A 17,140-nucleotide genomic window follows, 5' to 3' on the forward strand; every position below is an offset into this window, starting at 1 on the left:
ATTGAATGAACGAGCGAGCGAGGCGGGAATCAGCCGTGGAACTTGCGTGCGTCAGCGGGCGCCTCGTCGCGCTCGTTCAAGCCGTAGTCGCGCAGCACATGCGCCACGCGCAGGCGGTAGTTGGCGAACACGCCCGCGCGGCCTGCCGATTGGGCCTGGCGGTGATGCTCCAAGGCCCGCCAGCGGGCTACGGATTCCTCGTCACGCCAGAACGACAGCGAGAGCAGTTTGCCCGGCTGCGTCAGGCTCTCGAAGCGCTCGACGGAGATGAAACCGTCCACCTGTTCCAGCTCGGGACGCAGGCCCGCAGCGATGTCCAGATAGGTCTGACGATGGCCCTCGGCGGGCTCGACTTCGAAGATCACTGCAATCATGTCTCGCGCTCCTTTTTCGTGGGATGCACGCATGATGCATGAACGGCGTGTTCGGTGCTTGCCCGGCGTTTTTTCGAGCCCGATTACAGACTCTGAGCACAGGCATGCGCGCTCGCCCATGCCCATTGGAAGTTGTAGCCGCCGAGCCAGCCGGTGATGTCCACCACTTCGCCGATGAAGTACAGACCCGGTTGCGACTTGGCTTCCATGGTCTGTTGCGACAGGGCCTTGGTGTCCACGCCGCCGAGTGTCACCTCGGCCTTTTTGTAGCCTTCGGTGCCGGTCGGAGTCAGCTCCCAGCGCGAGAGTTTTTCGGCGAGTTTGGCGAGCGCCTTGTCCGCCGCTTCGTTGATCGGGCGCTGCCAGTCGGGGCTTTGCTGTACCCACGCTTCGGCCAGGCGCGACGGCACTTTGCCTGCCAGTTCGTTGGCAATGAGCTTTTTGGAGCGCGACTTGGCTTCGAGCAATTGCGCGGCGAAGTCTTCGGTCGGTGCAAGGTTGATCGCAATCGGCGTTCCGGGTTGCCAGTAGCTCGAAATCTGCAGCACCGCCGGGCCCGACAGGCCGCGGTGCGTGAACAGCAGGTCTTCGAGAAACGCCATGCGTTCCTTCTTGCTGCCGGTGCTGATTTCCACGGGCAGGGCCAGACCCGCGAGCTGCGCGTAGGGCTCCCAAGCCGCGCCGTCAAAGGTCATGGGAACGAGGCCCGGCCTGCGTTCGATCAGCGGCAGATTGAACTGCGTGGCGATGCGGTAACCGAAGTCCGTCGCGCCGATCTTGGGGATCGACAGCCCGCCGGTGGCGATCACCAGACTGCGTGTCTGCACTGTGCCGCGCGAGGTTTCCAACTGGTAGCGCGGCGCGCCTGCATCCGCGCCGGTGTCGGCCAACGCCTCGATCTTGCCAACCGAGCAGGGCTGCCAGCGCTCGACCTTGCCGTCGGCGCATTCGGCCAGCAGCATGTCGATGATGTCTTCTGCCGAGCGATCGGCGAACAACTGGCCCTTGTGCTTTTCGTGGTGCGCGATGCCGTGCTTGTCGATCAGCGCGATGAAATCCTGCGGCGTGTATTTCGACAACGCCGAGCGGCAGAACTGCGGGTTCTGGCCGACGAAATGCTTGTGCGGCGCACGCACATCCAGATCGCGGTTGGTGAAGTTGCAGCGCCCGCCGCCGGAGATGCGGATCTTCTCGGCCACTTTTTCGGAGTGATCGATGAGCAAGACCTTCAGTCCGCGCTGACCGGCTTGCGCAGCGCAGAACAGGCCGGCGGCACCGGCTCCGATGATGATGGCGTCGAATGTGAGGGAAGAGGCTTGGGGCACGGCAGAAACAAAAAAGCGGGTTGCCGAAGTGGCAAACCCGCGATTGTCTCAGCTTGTGCTGAACGAGGCCCGGCGCTCAGCCTTTCCAGACGAACGGAAACTTGAGCTGCTTGAGGAATCCATTGGGCACGTAGTCGCCGAGCACGCCGTATTTCTCGGGCCAGACCTTGTCGCTTTTCACTGCGGTGCCGAACAGGTAGTCGAGGAACGCGAAGTGCGCGGCGTAGTTTTTGTCGAGCGCTTCCTGATCCTGGCTGTGGTGCCAGTGGTGGAAGTTGGGTGTGACGATCACGTAGCGCAGCGGCCCCAGACGCACGCTCACGTTCGCGTGGTTGAACACCGCCTGAAAGCCCACGATGATGATGTACGCATCGATCACTTCCTTGCTGAAACCCAGCACGTAGATGGGCGCGAGCACCAGCGTGCGGGTGATCAGCAATTCAAGGATGTGCTGGCGCGAACCGGCCATCCAGTCCATGCTTTTGACGCTGTGGTGCACGGCGTGCAGACGCCATCCCAGATTGGTCTCGTGGTAGGCGCGGTGCGTCCAGTACTGCACCAGATCGGCCACCAGCACGATGAAGAACAGCGCCACCCAGAAGTTGAGATTGGCCACCCAGCCGCGAATGCCGTCGTTGGCCGCCCAGCCGAAGAACTTGTGCACCATGAGGTTGGTGGCCAGCAGCACAAAGCCGACCACCATGTGGTTGACGATGAAGTGGTGAAAGTCCGTCTGCCACTCTGCGCGGAAGATCGGCTGGTCCTTGCGCAACGCGAACAGCTTTTCGATGAAGATGAAGATCAGCGAAGAACCCAACAGGTCGAGAATGAACCAGTCGAGCCCGATGTAGGGCGTGTTGCTTGGGAAATTCGGATCGACCTCGACCTTGTGGCCGCCGAGAATCGCGGTGAGCGCCACCAGACCGAAAGCGAAGCTGGACAGCCAGCGCGAACGGTTGAGCACAATGTTCGCCAGCGACATGCCGCCTGCGATCACCATCGCCACCAGCATCACGTTGCGCAGCACCGACACGTCGTAGCTCTTGCGCAGCTCGGGCGTGGTCAGATACTGCGGAAAGTGAAACGCCAGCACACCGAGGAAGCACAGGCAGCTCAGTGTGAGGGCGATGACGCCGGTGATCAGTCCCTTGCCCTGGCGAAGTTCGCCGTGGCTTTCTGTGAAATCGTTGAGTTTTTCAAGCATGAATGCGCTAGAGAGTGTGATTCCCGCCTCAATGTGTAAGTGCGAGGGAGTTTATCGAATTGCTTTCCCTGCTTGTGTAACGAGAAATTTATAGAATGGCACTATGGATCTCCCATCACACCAACTCAGCATGACCGTGCTCATGTCTCCGGACATGGCCAATTTCTCCGGCAACGTGCACGGCGGCGCCGTTCTCAAGCTGCTCGACCAGGTGGCGTATGCTTGCGCGGCACGCTATTCGTCGTCCTACGTCGTCACGCTGAGCGTCGATCAGGTGATGTTTCTGCAGCCCATCCATGTGGGCGAACTGGTCACTTTTCTCGCGAGCGTGAATTTCACCGGCAATTCGTCGATGGAAATCGGCGTGAAGGTGGTGGCCGAAGAGATTCGCACCCAGGTCGTTCGCCATGTGAACAGTTGCTTCTTCACCATGGTGGCCGTGGACGAAAACCGCAAGCCCGCCAAGGTGCCCATGCTCTCGCCTGAAACCGCCGACGAAAAGCGCCGCTGGTCGGCCGCGCAGATCCGCAAGCAGTTGCGCGGCGAATTCGCAGCACGCTTCGAGCAGGCGAGCAAGGGCTGAGCGTTCAATCTTTCTGCTGCGTGGGGGCGGTGATCGCCTTGCTGTAGAAGCCGGACGGGTCGAAGCAGCACACGCGCTGGCTGCCTGAGGCAAGCATCTCGCATGCGTCGCGGATTCGCTTGACGCGTGTGCTGGCCTGCTTGGCGGTCACGATCCAGTGAATCCAATCCACGCGCGCAATCGTCGTCGTGCCGCGCCAGACCGCGAGTGCCTCGGGCGCGGCGTTCAATGCGGATTGCAGATCGGCGGGAAGCTCGGGTTCGGGCTCCTGCTTCACCGCGGCGATCTGGTAGTGCGCCGTCTCGCCAAACTGCAGACCTGCCGCCTCCTGCAGCGCCGGGTCGATGCGCAGCCAATGGCTCTTTTGACCGTCGGGCTCCAGCGTGACCTGAAATGGCTGACCGTTCACCGAGCCGACTACCGTGGTCCTGCCTCTGCGGGGCAGTTTGGCGCTGGCGGCCTTGGGCAGCAGCACAAAGCCCCACTGCGCTTCGCCAGCAGGCAGGGCGGGGCGCAGCAGCGCTGCTTCAAAGGTGGAAGTGGTCGCGTCCTCGTGGGTCATGGCATTCCCTGAGCGGTCAGAGCGACCATTGTGATGGATCGCGAATCGCAGATAGCGGATGCGTGGCTACTTGGTGGCCTTCTTGATCAGCGCCTTGGCCTTGTCGTCCTGCGCGCTTTGGTTCAGTTTTTCGGCGGCCTCTTTGGAGATGGTGGCGCCGCTGTCGATGAGTGCCTGGGCCGCGTCGTAGTTGCGCACGATGAGCGCCATGCTCAGCGGCGTGAAGCCTTGCGTGGTGCGTGCGTTGCGGTCGCCACCGAGTGCGAGCAGCGCCTTGACAACGGGAGTCGGGCACTGCTGGGCCGCCGTGATCATCGGGCTGGCGTCGGGGCTGGGCGTGTTGACGATGGCCCCGCCCGCCGCGAGTACGCGGATCATCGTCACGATGTCTTCCACCGGCACCTGCTTGCCGCTGCATGTCATGGTGGCGAGCTTGATGGGTGTGTGCGGCAGCACCGTCTTCTCGTTGGGATCGACGCCCACGGCCAACGTGGCGCGGACATCGTCGATCCGGCCGTTCATGATCATCCCTGCCAGATTGCCTGCGATGGGATAGATGTCGTTGTCCTTGATGTATTCCGTGGCCTCGGCCTTGGTCATCGGGGGCAGTTGTGGATTGGCTTGTGCCTGACTTCCCAGCGGCATGGCACCCGCAATGAGTGCGCCAGTCAGTGCAAGCATCCGGAGCATGGGGGAGCGGATCGGTTGGCTTTGATGCATCTGCATGTCGTTCACTTCTTGGTCTTGAGGTTGTTGGCGGGCTGGGCATTGTCGATGGCGCGCTCCAGCGTGCGCTTCATCGCGGGATCGGTGGGCGCTTCAAAGAACAGCTTGTCCGCTTCCTTTTTGGTGATGCGCGCGCCTTGTGCGATCAGCGCGTCGGCGCTTGCCAACTGGTTGGTGATCAACACATAGCTCAACGCCGAAAATCCTTGCGCATTGCGATGATTGGGCACGGCCCCCATCTGCATCAGCGAGGTGAGCACGGCGGGCGGGCAACTGCGCGCAGCCTGGATCAGCGGCGTGTTGCCTGCGTCATCCGTTTCGTTGATGTTCACGCCCGCCTGCACCAGCAGCTTGGCGACTTCCGTCACCTTGCGAGGATCGCGCGCGCCTGCCTGGCCTGCGATGCAGCCTGTTGCGGCGGCAAGCGTGAGCGCGCCCATGCCGATCCGATCCTTGGGCACCGAGTTCACGCCTGCATCGAGCAGCGCGCGCAGCACCTCGGGCTCGGGGCTGGATGCGGCCGACTCCAGCGATGTGCGGTTGATGGGGATGTGGCGCTCATTCAGCCATTGCCTTGCAGCGGCCTCGCGCGCCGGATCGAGCGCAGTGGCGGTAGGCTCGCTCAGATTGCCCCGGCCATCGCGGCGGCGCTGAAAGTCCTTGAGGTCCGCGCCCATGCTGCTGAATGTGGCCGCGTCGGCATCGGCCAGCGCAATCGCCTTGTCCAGTACGGGGTCGCGCGCGTTGATGTCGCGCAGCGTCTGCAGTGCCTGCTTGCGCACCTGCGGGCTCAGGCTGGTGTTGCGCGCCAGATTCAGCAGCGGGTTCTGCGAGACCACGGGCAGATGGATCTCGACCAGTTGCATTTCGCCTTTGCCGCGAATCTTTCCGAGTTGGGAAAGCGCGGCCATGATCTCCATTCGCTCGGCATCCGTGCGCGCGGATTCCAGCGGCTTTACCAGATCGACGATGGTGCTTCGTACGCTGGGTTGACCATCCGCATTGGCCTTGGCGGCCACCTCGGCTGCACTGAACAGCGCTTCGATCTGCGGCGAAGCATGGGCGGGGGCAGCGCACAGACTCAGGGCGAGTGCGGCCTGCGTGGCTATGGCGGCAGCGGTGGCCACAGCGCGCAGATGGCGCTTGATGACGGGGTCTCCGAATCGCATGTGTCCCTCTCTATGGATATTGCAAATGGCTTATGAATTAGCTATTGTTGCATGGCGATCCATTTGAAAACATCGCATTGCAGGGAGGGAATGTGCGCACCGCGCAACAAGGGGCCGCAATGAATTCGCAGTTGATAGCAACGATGGCGAAAAGCATGCACAAGGCGGTCGTTCCTTATGGCTTGCTCGATCCCGAGTCACTGACGTTTCTCGGCACGACCCCGTCTTAATTGCGGGACCGATCAGCGGCTTCAGGTGCTCAAAGCGCGCGTTGTGCAGGAGCGGGTTCGATGATGTCGCCACGCGACTGAGCCGCCTGCACTCCACGCACCACATCGCCCACGACGATCACCGATGGGCTGGCCAGTTGGTGCGCTTCGATGGTGCTGCGCAGATCGCCCAGCGTCGTCACTGCATGGCGCTGGTGCGGTAGGCTGGCGTTCTGGATCACCACCACGGGCGTGCTGGCGGGCAGGCCGTGCAGCAGCTCCTGCTGGATATGCTCCGAGCCGCTGATGCCCATGTAGATCACCAGCGTGAGTTTGGCGTCGTGCGCCGTCTGCGCGAGCTGTCGCCAGTCCGTGCCTTCGTCGCCGGGCTTGGCGTGGCCGGTGATGAAGACCACGCCATGCGCGTGATCGCGGTGGGTGAGGGGCGTGTTGAGCGCGGTGAGACCGGCCAGACCTGAGGTGATGCCGTTGACCACCGTGGCCTCGATGCCGGCTTCGCGCAGCGCCTCGATCTCTTCGCCACCGCGACCGAAGATGAACGGGTCGCCGCCTTTGAGGCGCACCACATGCTCGCCCGCCAGCGTCTCATTGACCATCAGCTTTTCGATGAACGTCTGCGGCGTGCTCTTGCAACCGCCGCGCTTGCCCACATGCACGATGCGCGCATCGGGCGAGGCGTGTTCCAGCACGGCGATGTTGACCAGGTCATCGACCAGCAGCACGGTGGCCTTGGCGATGGCCTTCACGGCCTTGAGTGTGAGCAGTTCCGGATCGCCCGGGCCTGCGCCGACGAGCGTGCACGTGCCAATGGTGGCGGTTGGATTCACTGGGCTGTTGCGCATGATGTGGGGTCTTCCTCGCGAACGCGTTGTGCGATCTGCACGATGTATTGGACTTGTTGTGCAATGGCGGCTGGCACCGGCAGTTGGCCGTCCAGCACTTGTTGGGTGTAGCGCGCAGTGGTCGCCACGTCGATCTCGGTCGGCAGGCCGGGCACCTCGCCCGCCGTGCCGGGGCTCTGCTCCTGCAGCACGAGATGCGTGCCGCGCACAAAGCCGTCGTAGCGCGGCGAGCGGCGCGGATCGGCCGCCACTTCGCCTTCGAGACCGCGCGAGAGCACGCCGCTCATGCCGAGCGCCGAATAGGTTTCGCTCAGCGTTTCAAAGTATTCAGGATGCGTGTAGCTGCTGATGACCAGCGCATTGCTCGCCCCCGGATTGATCAGCTTGACCACGCTGTGCGCCGGATTGCGCAGCCCGATCACTTCACGCGCCGCCAGCAACTGCGCCAGACGCGGATGCAGATGGCGGGTCTCGATGTGCGCCACCTCGCCATTCGCCAGCGCGTGCGCAGCAGTGATCGGCGCGATGCCCATCGCCATCAGCACGTCGGAGGCCAGCACGCGCCGCGCCTCGGTGCGCATGCCGTGCAGCAGCACCGGTAGCCCTTCGCGCGCCAGCAGCAGGGCGAGCAGCGGCGTGAGCACCGGCAGCTTGCGCGCGCCGTTGTAGCTTGGCAGCACGATGAGCGGTCGGTCGGTCGCCGGAAACCGCGCGATGCGCGCATGCGTGGCATCGAGAAAGCCGCTCATCTCCTCCAGCGTCTCGCCCTTGATGCGCATGGCGATGCAGAACGCGCCGATCTCCAGATCCGTGACCTGGCCATCCAGAATCTGCCCGAACAGATCCGCCGCCTGCGCGCGATCAACCGCCTTCGCGCCACGCGCGCCGCGACCGATTTCCTTGAGATAGTGGCTGATGGCCATGGGAGCTTGGATGTGGGGTAGTTTTCTCTATGCATATTGTGACCTGTTTTTCATTACAACTGGTTATATGCATCTGTTGCGCTGGCTCGTCCCTTGTAGAGGGGACTGGGCGGTGGTCCATCTCGCGCTGCGAGTCGGTGAATGACTTCTGATTTGTGAGTTGTTGAGTGTCGCTGCGTGCAGCGTGGTGGGACTTTCTACGGGTAAACACCTATCTTCTTGGGCTGCAAATTCACCCGTTTAGGGGACATACAAGACGGGGTCGAATTGATGTAATTCCTCATCAAATTGGAAGGTGAGGGTATTCAATTGCTATCAATTGCTCAAAAGGCCACGGGGCGAAACGACCTCGGTCTCGGGAATTCTGTTTTGCTTGGTCGATGCGTCGCAGCCATTGCAGGGGTGTTGGGTGCTGCAGGGCTGATGTTCGGATCGTTGACGGCGCAGGCGCAAACCATAGATACCGTAATGGGTGGCAGTGACAACGTGCCGATCACGGCATTCACGCTGACCTGGCCCAACTCCCCGTTGACGGATGCCGATGGGAATATTTTCATTTCCACGGGCCGCCTCAGTCAGACCGTATTCAAGTACACCAGATCCACATCCGTGGTCACCCGCTTTGCGGGAAATGGGCAGTTTGGCTCCGACGGCGATGGTGGTCAGGCCAATGTCGCAAGTCTCGATAGCCCCGACGGGATGGCGATGGACGCGGCTGGCAATCTCTACATTGCCGATTCGGGCAATGATCGCGTCCGCAAGGTTGCTCCGGACGGTGTGATCACGACCATCGCAGGTGCAGGAGTTGCTGGACTCACGTTGACATCGCCCGGGTTGCTTTTTCTGGATGGCAAGGGTGCGCTGTATATCGCAAACACGAGCACAACCAATCCGCGTAGCGTCATCAAGTTGGATCTTGCGACAGGCGTGCCGACGACTATCTTTTCCGACAATTCCGTGGTGAAAAGCATTGGAGGAATGGTGGTCGACAGCAAGGGGAACCTGTTCGTATCGGATTGGTTGAACCCTTGTGTCTATCGCTACGATGCAGCTACTTCGGCACGAACGATTTACGCGGGCACGTGCACATCTTCCACGGGTACCAAAAGCACTTTGCACAGCAATGTGGATCCGCTGTCGGTTCAGCTTGTATTCCCGAGAAGCTTGGCAATGGATGCTCAGGACAACCTGTATCTGGTGGATCAAAGCCTCTACACCATTTCGAAAATTGATGCTGCTACGCGCAAGCTTTCGGTCATCGCTGGATTTGGCAATCGATCATACTTGGTGGATCCCAATGATTATTATGACCAATACGATGGCGAGTACGCAGGTAACGGAACGCCTGCATTGAACGCACGCTTCATGAAGATTGGTGGCATCTACTTTGACCGGATTCGCAATCATCTGGCCATCGTGGATTACGGCAACGCGATGCTGCGATTGATCGATGAGAACGGAATCATCAACACCTTGGTGGGGGAGTCCGGTTCTTCTGGTGGCGCATTGACGGGCACACAGGTCAAGCTCTACAAACCCAGAGGCATTGCGTTCGACAGCCTTGGCAATCTTCACGTGGCTGATCAGGGAAACAGCGCTGTCAAGGCGCTGGCTGTGACACCTGCCACTGGTTTGGTGGACAAGGCCAATGTCGTTTCCAACACGGCGACTTCTCCCAGCCCCTTGGGTATTGCTTTCAACGCGCAGAACGCTCTGTTTCTGGGCGATGTCTCCAAGAATCAGATATTCACAATGGCCTCAGGCGCATCTGCACTGACGTTGTTTGGAGGCACGGGCAATCTGGGCTCCAGCGGCGATGGAAACGCCGCAACCCAGGCGACGATGCGCTCACCAGATGCCATGGTGGTGGATCGATTTGGCAATCTGCTGTTCTCGGATTGGCAGAACCATACGATTCGGAAAATCGCGGTGGATGGCAAGATCAGCACAGTGGTCGGCAAAGGGTGGACGGGCGACTTCGTCGATGGCCCGGGAAGTGATGCGCGTCTGGTTTTCCCGACGGGACTGGCCTTGGATGCGGACGGCAATCTGTACATCGCCGACAGCACGAACAACGCAGTGCGCAAGGTGGCTGCCATCAATGGAGAAATCACTGCGGCCAGCGAAGTGACCACGCTTGCCGGGAAAGGCCTTGGGAACTTTGGCTATACGGGTGACAACGGACCTGCAAAAGATGCATTGCTGAATACCCCCACGGGTGTTTCGGTGGATGCCATGGGCAACATCTACGTGGTCGATTCGGGCAACGCCGTCGTGCGCATGATCTCCGGTCAAACCGGCATCATCAGCACCATCGCGGGTGGTGGCAGCAACGGGATGGGCGATGGCGGGCCTGCGATCGATGCCCAATTTGCAAACCCGCAATATTCGGCACTGGACAAGGCTGGCAATCTCTATGTTTCCGACCTTGCCACCGGCCGCGTGCGCAAGATCACCTTTGCATCGCCCGATGCGCCTACCGGTACGGCGGTAGCTGGTGATGCGATGGCAACGGTCAGTTTTGCTCCGCCAGCCAACATGGGCGGTGGCTCGCCCACGCGCTTCGTTGTCCATTACACCAATCCCAACAACACAACGCCGGTGCAAGGCTGCGACGTAGCCGCGTTCGACACCAGCGGAAGCCCTGTGACGTCATGCGAAGTGACGGGACTGACGAACGGCACGCCATACACCTTCACCGTCACGATCACCAATTCGCTGGCAATGACCAGTGCGCCATCGGCCAACATCGGCCCGGTAACGCCGTGGCAGGTTCTGGGCTTTGTTGCACCTGCTGCGCAGACTGCGGAGGTGGGAATCGCTGTCTCGCTCACCCTGCAAGCCACGGGCGGATCGCAGGACTTCAACTACACGGTGATTGGCGGTGCACTGCCCGATGGCCTGACGCTGGCGGCGGATGGCTCAATCATCGGCAAACCGACGAAGGCAGCCTCGTTCAGCGCCACGGTGCAAGTGGAAGACCGGAAGACGGGCAAAAAGCTGTCGGTCACTGTCACATTCACAGTGAGTCGTGGCCAACAAGCGCTGGCGATACTCTCCACCGCACCTGCATCGCCACGCTTGGGCAGTACCTACACGGTGAATGTGCAGGCGGGGCCGTCATCGGCACAGGTGGTTCTGGGGGCGAGCGGCGCATGCTCCTCGTCGGGCTTCGTTGTGACATTCAATGTGGCAGGCGATTGCAAGATCACCGTCAGCCAGAAGGGTGACACCCAGTACCTGGATGCCACCGATCAGGTGCAGAGCATCAAGGTGGGGCAGGGTGCTTCCGGTGTCTCGGTCAGCTCCACGCCCAATCCGTCGAAGCCGGGCGAGGAAGTGACCTTTACCGTGAACGTGGCGTTCGATCTGACCAAGCAAAGAGCGGTTGCAGGCACGATGAAGGCTGCACCGACACCGACCGGAACCGTCACGTTGATGGATGGCAGCGACTCGCTTGGCACGGTCCCGCTGGATGGACTGGGTGTTGCCATGTTGTCCGTGAAGATCGTGAAGCCCGTGGGAGATCACAACATCGTCGCGAACTACAGCGGTGACGCCAATTTCCCAGCCACGCAAAGTGCAGTGCATCTCCATACCGTAGCCGCTGTGCTGGCGACGCCCGTTCCCACGCTGGGGCAATGGGCGGTGTGGCTGCTGACCGGCTTGCTCGCGGGATTGGCGGCGCTGAACGCGCGTGGACGCAAGCACGCCTGAATTTGCAGTCGAGGGATGGAACAGGTGAGGGCATGGCGCCTGTTTCAACACTGGGCCTTCGCATAGTTCGGCAAGGCAGCTATGGGCTGACTCGAACGCGCCGTCTCTCCGTTGCTGGTCGAATACCTTTTGATCGTGACGCAGTGACGTGAAGATCAGAAAAGCCGCCTTCGCTTGCGCCAAGGCGGCTTTGTCGTTGTGAGCCACTGTGTTGAGGGAGATGAACCGCTGTGCCGACTCAACCCACCTCCCCGAGTCAGATCAGTTCATGGCGCGGCTTGTGCGGCGTGCGCCGAAGTTGCGTTGCAGCAGTTGGTCGTAGCCGATCAGCACGGCCATGCCGATGGCGGCGATGGCGGTGAGGAGGGGCAGTTCCATGGAACTGAACACCAGCAGGCCTTGTGGTGTGGCAAAGCGCTGCGAAGCCGATGTGCAGACGAAATCGGCGGCAGCCATGCTGGTGTAGTGCATGGAGCAGACAGCCACGCCCATCACCGCTGCGGCGACGCCGCGCATGGCGAGCGACTTGGTGCGGAAGGCCAGCCAGAGAGCGGCGCTGGCGGCCACCATGGCGATCACGACGGAGATGGCAATGATGCCCCACGACCAGATGATGTAGCCGGGAAAGCGCATGCCGAACATTCCGAGATAGTGCATCACGGCCACGCCCAGACCGAGCAGGCCGCCGGCGGTCACCACGCGTACGTTGTTGCCCGGCGCCTTCGCCACGTAGCCGAGTGCCAGGCAGGTGGCACCGATGGCTGCGATCAGGGAGATGATGGTTTCGAACGCCGAGTAGCCCGATGCCATGCTCAGGTTGAGCGCCAACATGCCGGTGAAGTGCATGGACCACACGCCGATGCCGCCGAGCGCCGTGCCGGCCGCCAGCAGGTTCAGCCAGCTGATCCCACGACCGGTGCGGATGTGCTGCGCGGCGGTGAGCGCGACGAACGCGCCGAGCACGGAAATGCAGTACGAAAGGGCGATCAGCCCGATTTCGTAGGTGGGTTCGAGAAGCAGTTCTCCGGCTTGCAGTGTTTCGTTCATGATGCGTGGGCCCTCGGTTGGTTTGAGTGATGGAGCAGGGTGTTGTCCTGCGTGAATCTGTCTCCAGATGTTATTTGTTGTGTATCAATATTGAAATATGAATAGCTAAAATTTATTAGCAAATTAACATTTATTTTGAATTGTTGATTGATTGTTTCAATTGCGTGACGGGAAATGTGCTGCTGGGGGAGCATGCGATGGCATGCGACGGAATATTTCGTACGTTCGCACAGAACCGTGAACGACCTGCACGAAAATCAATCTACCCAAAGCGCATCAGGGAAACCCAGCGAAGCGCAAAGCGGGCCACTGCCTAGAATCAAACGGCAGCATGTGATTGCCGCGAAGTTGAACGTTGATCAAACATGGATAAGTCCGAGGAGCCGCCTGTGCAAGAAGAGAACCAAACGCCCGAAAACCCGACTGCGCAGCGCGTGATCAAGAAATACCCGAACCGCCGTCTGTACGACACATCCACCTCCACCTACATCACGCTGATGGAAGTCAAGGAACTGGTCATGGCTGGCGAATCCGTCGTGGTGCGCGACGCCAAGTCCGGTGAGGACCTGACCCGCAGCATCCTGCTGCAGATCATTCTGGAAGAGGAAGCGGGCGGCGCGCCCATGTTCACCGAGGCCGTGCTGGCCAACATCATCCGTTTCTACGGCCATGCGATGCAGGGCTTCATGGGCTCGTATCTGGAGAAGAACATCCAGGCCTTCACCGACATGCAGAACAAGATGTCCGAGCAGGCCAAGGGCCTCACGCCCGAAATGTGGACCCAGTTCATGAGCCCGCAGTCACCCGTCTACAAGGGCATGATGGGCAACTACATGGAGCAGTCGCAGGCCATGTTCACGCAGATGCAGGAGCAGATGCAGAAACAGACCGAGCAGATGCAAAAGCAGACCGAACAGATGCTGGGAGCCTTCGGCATCAAGCGCTGATCCGAGCTGGGATGGCGGGAGAAGGCTATTTCCCGTCATTCTCAAAACCAACCAACGGCAGCAGTTCCCGAGAACTGGGACAATAGAGGGATGAGCGAAGCAGCCACCCCCACGAAAACACCCAAAGTCGGATTTGTCAGCCTCGGATGCCCGAAGGCATTGACCGACAGCGAACTGATACTCACGCAACTGAGCGCCGAGGGCTATGAAACGTCCAAAACCTTTCAGGGTGCCGATCTGGTGATCGTCAACACCTGCGGTTTCATCGACGACGCAGTGCGCGAAAGTCTGGACACGATTGGTGAAGCACTCGCCGAAAACGGCAAGGTGATCGTCACGGGCTGTCTGGGTGCCAAGGCGGGCAAGGAGAGCGACAACCTGATCCGCGAAGTGCACCCCAGCGTGCTGGCGGTGACCGGCCCGCATGCCACCGATGAGGTGATGAATGCGGTGCACACGCACCTGCCCAAGCCGCACGATCCGTTCATTGATCTGGTGCCGGGCGCATTCGGCGAGGCGGGGCTCAAGCTCACGCCCAGGCATTACGCGTACTTAAAGATCAGCGAAGGCTGCAACCACCGCTGCACGTTCTGCATCATCCCATCGATGCGTGGCGATCTGGTGTCGCGCCCGATTGGCGATGTGCTCAAGGAAGCGCACGCGCTGTTCGCGGGTGGCGTGAAGGAACTGCTGGTGATCAGCCAGGACACCTCGGCCTACGGCGTGGATGTGAAGTACCGCACCGGTTTCTGGGACGGCAAGCCCGTCAAGACCCGCATGCTGGAACTGGTGCAGACGCTGGGCGAAATCGCCAAGCCCTACGGTGCGTGGGTGCGCCTGCATTACGTGTACCCGTACCCCAGCGTGGACGACGTGATTCCGCTGATGGCCACCGGCAGCGTGCTGCCTTATCTGGATGTGCCGTTGCAGCACAGCCACCCCGATGTGCTCAAGCGCATGAAGCGTCCCGCCAGCGGCGAGCGCAATCTGGAGCGCATCCAGAAATGGCGCGAAATCTGCCCTGAGCTGGTGATCCGCAGCACATTCATCGCAGGTTTCCCCGGCGAGACGGAAGAGGAATTCCAGCATCTGCTCGACTTCATTCGTGAAGCCGGGATCGACCGTGCGGGCTGCTTTGCCTACAGCGACGTCGAAGGTGCAGCCGCCAACGAACTGCCCGGCATGCTGCCGCTGGAAGTGCGCGAAGAGCGCCGCTCGCGCTTCATGGCGGTGGCCGAGGAGGTGTCGATTGCCCGCCTGCAGCGCCGCATCGGCCAGACCATGCAGGTGCTGGTCGACAAGTCCATTGCGCTGGGCAAGAAGGGCGGCGTGGGCCGCAGCTATGCCGATGCGCCGGAAATCGACGCCGTCGTGCATCTGCTGCCGCCCGAGAAGATCAGCAAGACCTACAAGGTCGGCGAATTCACCAAGGCGCGCATCGTCGGCACGCAAGGTCACGACCTGGTCGGTGTGCCGATCTGACCTCGTTGGACTCTTGACTCGAATCAACGACCGATAGCTGGATTAATGCGATTCTGACTTCTTCTCAGGAAGGAGTCAGTCCATGCAATCCACCATGAAGGCGGCGGTCGTCCGCGAATTCGGCAAGCCACTCGTCATCGAAGAAGTCCAGGTTCCGCGCCCCGATCCCGGCCATGTGCTCGTCAAGATCGCAGCCTGCGGTGTCTGCCACACCGACCTGCACGCTGCATCGGGCGACTGGCCCGTCAAACCCAATCCCCCGTTCATCCCCGGTCACGAAGGCGTAGGCTACGTGGCCGCCGTCGGCGCGGGCGTCACCCACGTGAAAGAGGGCGACCGTGTCGGCATCCCGTGGCTCTACAGCGCCTGCGGCCACTGCGAGCACTGCCTCGGCGGTTGGGAAACGCTGTGCGAGCAGCAGAAGAACACCGGCTACTCGGTCAACGGCGGCTTTGCGGAATACGCGCTGGCCGATGCAAACTACGTCGGCCTGCTGCCCGACAGCGCCGACTTCATCCAGATCGCGCCTATCCTCTGCGCGGGCGTGACGGTCTACAAGGGCCTGAAGATGACCGACTGCAAACCCGGCAACTGGGTCGTCATCTCCGGCATTGGCGGTCTCGGCCACATGGCCGTGCAATACGCCAAGGCCATGGGCATGAACGTCGCAGCCGTCGATGTGGACGATGCCAAGCTGAACCTCGCCAGCCGCCTTGGCGCAACGGTCACGGTCAACGCGCTCAAGGAAGACCCGGCGGCCTACATCAAGAAGCACATCGGCGGTGCCCACGGCGCTTTGGTCACGGCCGTCTCGCCCAAGGCATTCGAGCAATCGCTCGGCATGGTGCGCCGCGGCGGTACGGTTTCCCTCGTTGGCTTGCCACCCGGAGGCTTCGAGCTGTCCATCTTCAACATGGTGCTGAATGGCGTGACCGTACGCGGCTCCATCGTCGGCTCGCGCCTGGACCTGCAAGAGTCGTTGGACTTTGCAGCCTTGGGCAAGGTGGCCGCGACCGTGAGCACGGACAAGCTGGAAAACATCAACCACATCTTCGACCGCATGCGCGCCAACACGATCGAGGGAAGAGTGGTGCTGGACATGGCCAGTTAAGGCAGGGCGGACCAACCATCCCGCGACGTCGCGGGATGTATGGGCACGAGCAACGCGAAGTGCCGTAACACACCTCTTCCAAACTGACTTCCGGCGGTTGTCCGAGCGGAGCGCCTACGGCGCGAAGTCGAGTTCCGCCGGATGACTTCAACGCGCGCTTTTGGTGACTTTTCGCGCGCCAGCGAAAAGTCACTCCGCCGCCGGGCGGAATTCCCGGCCTCCGTAAACAACGTCCCAGCAGAAGCCAAAAAAGAAAAAGCCTCCCAACTCAGGGGAGGCCTTCTCAAGCAATGGAAAAGAACGGGCCGAAACCCGTTCAACACTCATTACACGCGCTTGCGGTATTCGCCAGTACGTGTGTCGATTTCGATCTTGTCTTCTTGAGCCACGAACAGCGGCACGGACACTTCGAAGCCGGTGGCGATCTTGGCTGGCTTCAGAACCTTGCCCGATGTGTCGCCCTTGACGGCTGGTTCGGTCCAGGTGATTTCGCGCACGACGGAAGTGGGCAGTTCGACCGAGATGGCCTTGCCGTCATAGAACACCACTTCGGCGGTCATGCCGTCTTCGAGGTAGTTGATGGCGTCGCCCATGTTTTCGGCTTCGACTTCGTACTGGTTGAACTCAGGGTCCATCCAGACGTACATCGGGTCGGCGAAGTAGGAGTACGTGCAATCCTTCTTGTCCAGGATGACGTTGTCGATCTTGTCGTCGGCCTTGAACACGTTTTCCGTGCCGAAGTTGCCGATCAGGCTCTTGAGCTTCATGCGCACGGTGGCAGCGCCACGGCCGCCGCGTGCGTATTCGGTCTTCAGAACGACCATGGGGTCCTTCCCGTGCATGATCACATTGCCGGCGCGGATTTCTTGAGCGATTTTCATAGCTTGCTTGACTGCGA

At 61.0% G+C, this 17,140-nt stretch carries 15 protein-coding genes; 5 read left to right on the forward strand and 10 right to left on the reverse strand.

Annotated features, from left to right (window positions below; genetic code table 11):
• Positions 1–29: 29 nt before the first annotated feature.
• The 3 genes from G7048_RS19960 to G7048_RS19970 all read right to left on the reverse strand — a co-directional run bounded on the left by G7048_RS19960 (position 30) and on the right by G7048_RS19970 (position 2,903).
• Positions 30–374 (reverse strand): antibiotic biosynthesis monooxygenase, encoded by a 345-nt coding sequence (locus tag G7048_RS19960; protein ID WP_166069817.1) that lies wholly within the window; start codon positions 372–374, stop codon positions 30–32.
• A gap of 83 nt (positions 375–457) precedes the next feature.
• On the reverse strand, positions 458–1,699 hold the full coding sequence (locus G7048_RS19965; RefSeq protein ID WP_166069818.1) for an NAD(P)/FAD-dependent oxidoreductase: 1,242 nt from the start codon (positions 1,697–1,699) through the stop codon (positions 458–460).
• 76 nt (positions 1,700–1,775) lie between these two features.
• The gene (locus G7048_RS19970) at positions 1,776–2,903 is read right to left on the reverse strand and encodes a sterol desaturase family protein (RefSeq protein ID WP_166069819.1); all 1,128 of its coding nucleotides are present in this window, start codon (positions 2,901–2,903) and stop codon (positions 1,776–1,778) included.
• Positions 2,904–3,006: 103 nt separating this feature from the next.
• On the opposite strand from G7048_RS19970, the gene G7048_RS19975 reads away from it, so the two are divergent.
• Complete coding sequence (locus G7048_RS19975) at positions 3,007–3,486, forward strand: acyl-CoA thioesterase (protein ID WP_166069820.1); 480 nt, start codon at positions 3,007–3,009, stop codon at positions 3,484–3,486.
• A 4-nt stretch (positions 3,487–3,490) separates the two neighbouring features.
• Here G7048_RS19975 and G7048_RS19980 read toward each other — a convergent pair whose 3' ends face one another.
• The 5 genes from G7048_RS19980 to ybiB all read right to left on the reverse strand — a co-directional run bounded on the left by G7048_RS19980 (position 3,491) and on the right by ybiB (position 7,938).
• Complete coding sequence (locus tag G7048_RS19980) at positions 3,491–4,048, reverse strand: YdeI/OmpD-associated family protein (RefSeq protein ID WP_166069821.1); 558 nt, start codon at positions 4,046–4,048, stop codon at positions 3,491–3,493.
• A 66-nt stretch (positions 4,049–4,114) separates the two neighbouring features.
• The gene (locus G7048_RS19985) at positions 4,115–4,774 is read right to left on the reverse strand and encodes an ankyrin repeat domain-containing protein (RefSeq protein ID WP_166069822.1); all 660 of its coding nucleotides are present in this window, start codon (positions 4,772–4,774) and stop codon (positions 4,115–4,117) included.
• Between the two features lie 5 nt (positions 4,775–4,779).
• Positions 4,780–5,943, reverse strand: coding sequence for an ankyrin repeat domain-containing protein (locus tag G7048_RS19990; protein ID WP_166069823.1), 1,164 nt, complete (start codon positions 5,941–5,943; stop codon positions 4,780–4,782).
• A gap of 259 nt (positions 5,944–6,202) precedes the next feature.
• Entirely contained in the window at positions 6,203–7,015 is an 813-nt protein-coding gene (cobA, locus tag G7048_RS19995) for a uroporphyrinogen-III C-methyltransferase (RefSeq protein WP_166069824.1), read from the reverse strand.
• Entirely contained in the window at positions 6,997–7,938 is a 942-nt protein-coding gene (gene ybiB, locus G7048_RS20000; protein ID WP_166069825.1) for a DNA-binding protein YbiB, read from the reverse strand. The genes cobA and ybiB overlap by 19 nt, the downstream gene beginning before the upstream one ends.
• A gap of 423 nt (positions 7,939–8,361) precedes the next feature.
• Between ybiB and G7048_RS20005 the strand changes: the two genes are divergently transcribed.
• Positions 8,362–11,655 (forward strand): IPTL-CTERM sorting domain-containing protein, encoded by a 3,294-nt coding sequence (locus G7048_RS20005; protein ID WP_166069826.1) that lies wholly within the window; start codon positions 8,362–8,364, stop codon positions 11,653–11,655.
• A 261-nt stretch (positions 11,656–11,916) separates the two neighbouring features.
• Here G7048_RS20005 and G7048_RS20010 read toward each other — a convergent pair whose 3' ends face one another.
• Positions 11,917–12,702 (reverse strand): MHYT domain-containing protein, encoded by a 786-nt coding sequence (locus G7048_RS20010; protein ID WP_166069827.1) that lies wholly within the window; start codon positions 12,700–12,702, stop codon positions 11,917–11,919.
• A gap of 365 nt (positions 12,703–13,067) precedes the next feature.
• Here G7048_RS20010 and phaR point away from each other — a divergent pair, with 365 nt between their 5' ends.
• The 3 genes from phaR to adhP all read left to right on the forward strand — a co-directional run bounded on the left by phaR (position 13,068) and on the right by adhP (position 16,242).
• The gene (gene phaR / locus G7048_RS20015) at positions 13,068–13,649 is read left to right on the forward strand and encodes a polyhydroxyalkanoate synthesis repressor PhaR (protein ID WP_166069828.1); all 582 of its coding nucleotides are present in this window, start codon (positions 13,068–13,070) and stop codon (positions 13,647–13,649) included.
• A gap of 90 nt (positions 13,650–13,739) precedes the next feature.
• Positions 13,740–15,131, forward strand: a complete 1,392-nt coding sequence (gene rimO, locus G7048_RS20020; RefSeq protein WP_166069829.1) for a 30S ribosomal protein S12 methylthiotransferase RimO — start codon at positions 13,740–13,742, stop codon at positions 15,129–15,131.
• Positions 15,132–15,213: 82 nt separating this feature from the next.
• Entirely contained in the window at positions 15,214–16,242 is a 1,029-nt protein-coding gene (gene adhP / locus G7048_RS20025; protein ID WP_166069830.1) for an alcohol dehydrogenase AdhP, read from the forward strand.
• A 326-nt stretch (positions 16,243–16,568) separates the two neighbouring features.
• Here adhP and efp read toward each other — a convergent pair whose 3' ends face one another.
• Positions 16,569–17,123: an elongation factor P gene (gene efp, locus G7048_RS20030; protein WP_166069831.1), complete on the reverse strand. Its 555-nt coding sequence runs from the start codon at positions 17,121–17,123 to the stop codon at positions 16,569–16,571.
• Between the last annotated feature and the right edge of the window lie 17 nt (positions 17,124–17,140).

It is taken from the genome of Diaphorobacter sp. HDW4B (assembly GCF_011305535.1).
Classification (GTDB): Bacteria; Pseudomonadota; Gammaproteobacteria; order Burkholderiales; family Burkholderiaceae_C; genus Diaphorobacter_A.

Bases quoted from the DNA above. Each gene is read 5' to 3' on its own strand.
- phaR (WP_166069828.1), top strand. From the start codon at position 13,068: ATGGATAAGTCCGAGGAGCCGCCTGTGCAAGAAGAGAACCAAACGCCC.
- G7048_RS20010 (WP_166069827.1), bottom strand. From the start codon at position 12,702: ATGAACGAAACACTGCAAGCCGGAGAACTGCTTCTCGAACCCACCTAC.
- ybiB (WP_166069825.1), bottom strand. From the start codon at position 7,938: ATGGCCATCAGCCACTATCTCAAGGAAATCGGTCGCGGCGCGCGTGGC.
- G7048_RS19985 (WP_166069822.1), bottom strand. From the start codon at position 4,774: ATGCAGATGCATCAAAGCCAACCGATCCGCTCCCCCATGCTCCGGATG.
- G7048_RS19970 (WP_166069819.1), bottom strand. From the start codon at position 2,903: ATGCTTGAAAAACTCAACGATTTCACAGAAAGCCACGGCGAACTTCGC.
- adhP (WP_166069830.1), top strand. From the start codon at position 15,214: ATGCAATCCACCATGAAGGCGGCGGTCGTCCGCGAATTCGGCAAGCCA.
- efp (WP_166069831.1), bottom strand. From the start codon at position 17,123: ATGAAAATCGCTCAAGAAATCCGCGCCGGCAATGTGATCATGCACGGG.
- rimO (WP_166069829.1), top strand. From the start codon at position 13,740: ATGAGCGAAGCAGCCACCCCCACGAAAACACCCAAAGTCGGATTTGTC.
- G7048_RS19980 (WP_166069821.1), bottom strand. From the start codon at position 4,048: ATGACCCACGAGGACGCGACCACTTCCACCTTTGAAGCAGCGCTGCTG.
- G7048_RS19960 (WP_166069817.1), bottom strand. From the start codon at position 374: ATGATTGCAGTGATCTTCGAAGTCGAGCCCGCCGAGGGCCATCGTCAG.
- cobA (WP_166069824.1), bottom strand. From the start codon at position 7,015: ATGCGCAACAGCCCAGTGAATCCAACCGCCACCATTGGCACGTGCACG.
- G7048_RS19990 (WP_166069823.1), bottom strand. From the start codon at position 5,943: ATGCGATTCGGAGACCCCGTCATCAAGCGCCATCTGCGCGCTGTGGCC.
- G7048_RS19975 (WP_166069820.1), top strand. From the start codon at position 3,007: ATGGATCTCCCATCACACCAACTCAGCATGACCGTGCTCATGTCTCCG.
- G7048_RS20005 (WP_166069826.1), top strand. From the start codon at position 8,362: ATGTTCGGATCGTTGACGGCGCAGGCGCAAACCATAGATACCGTAATG.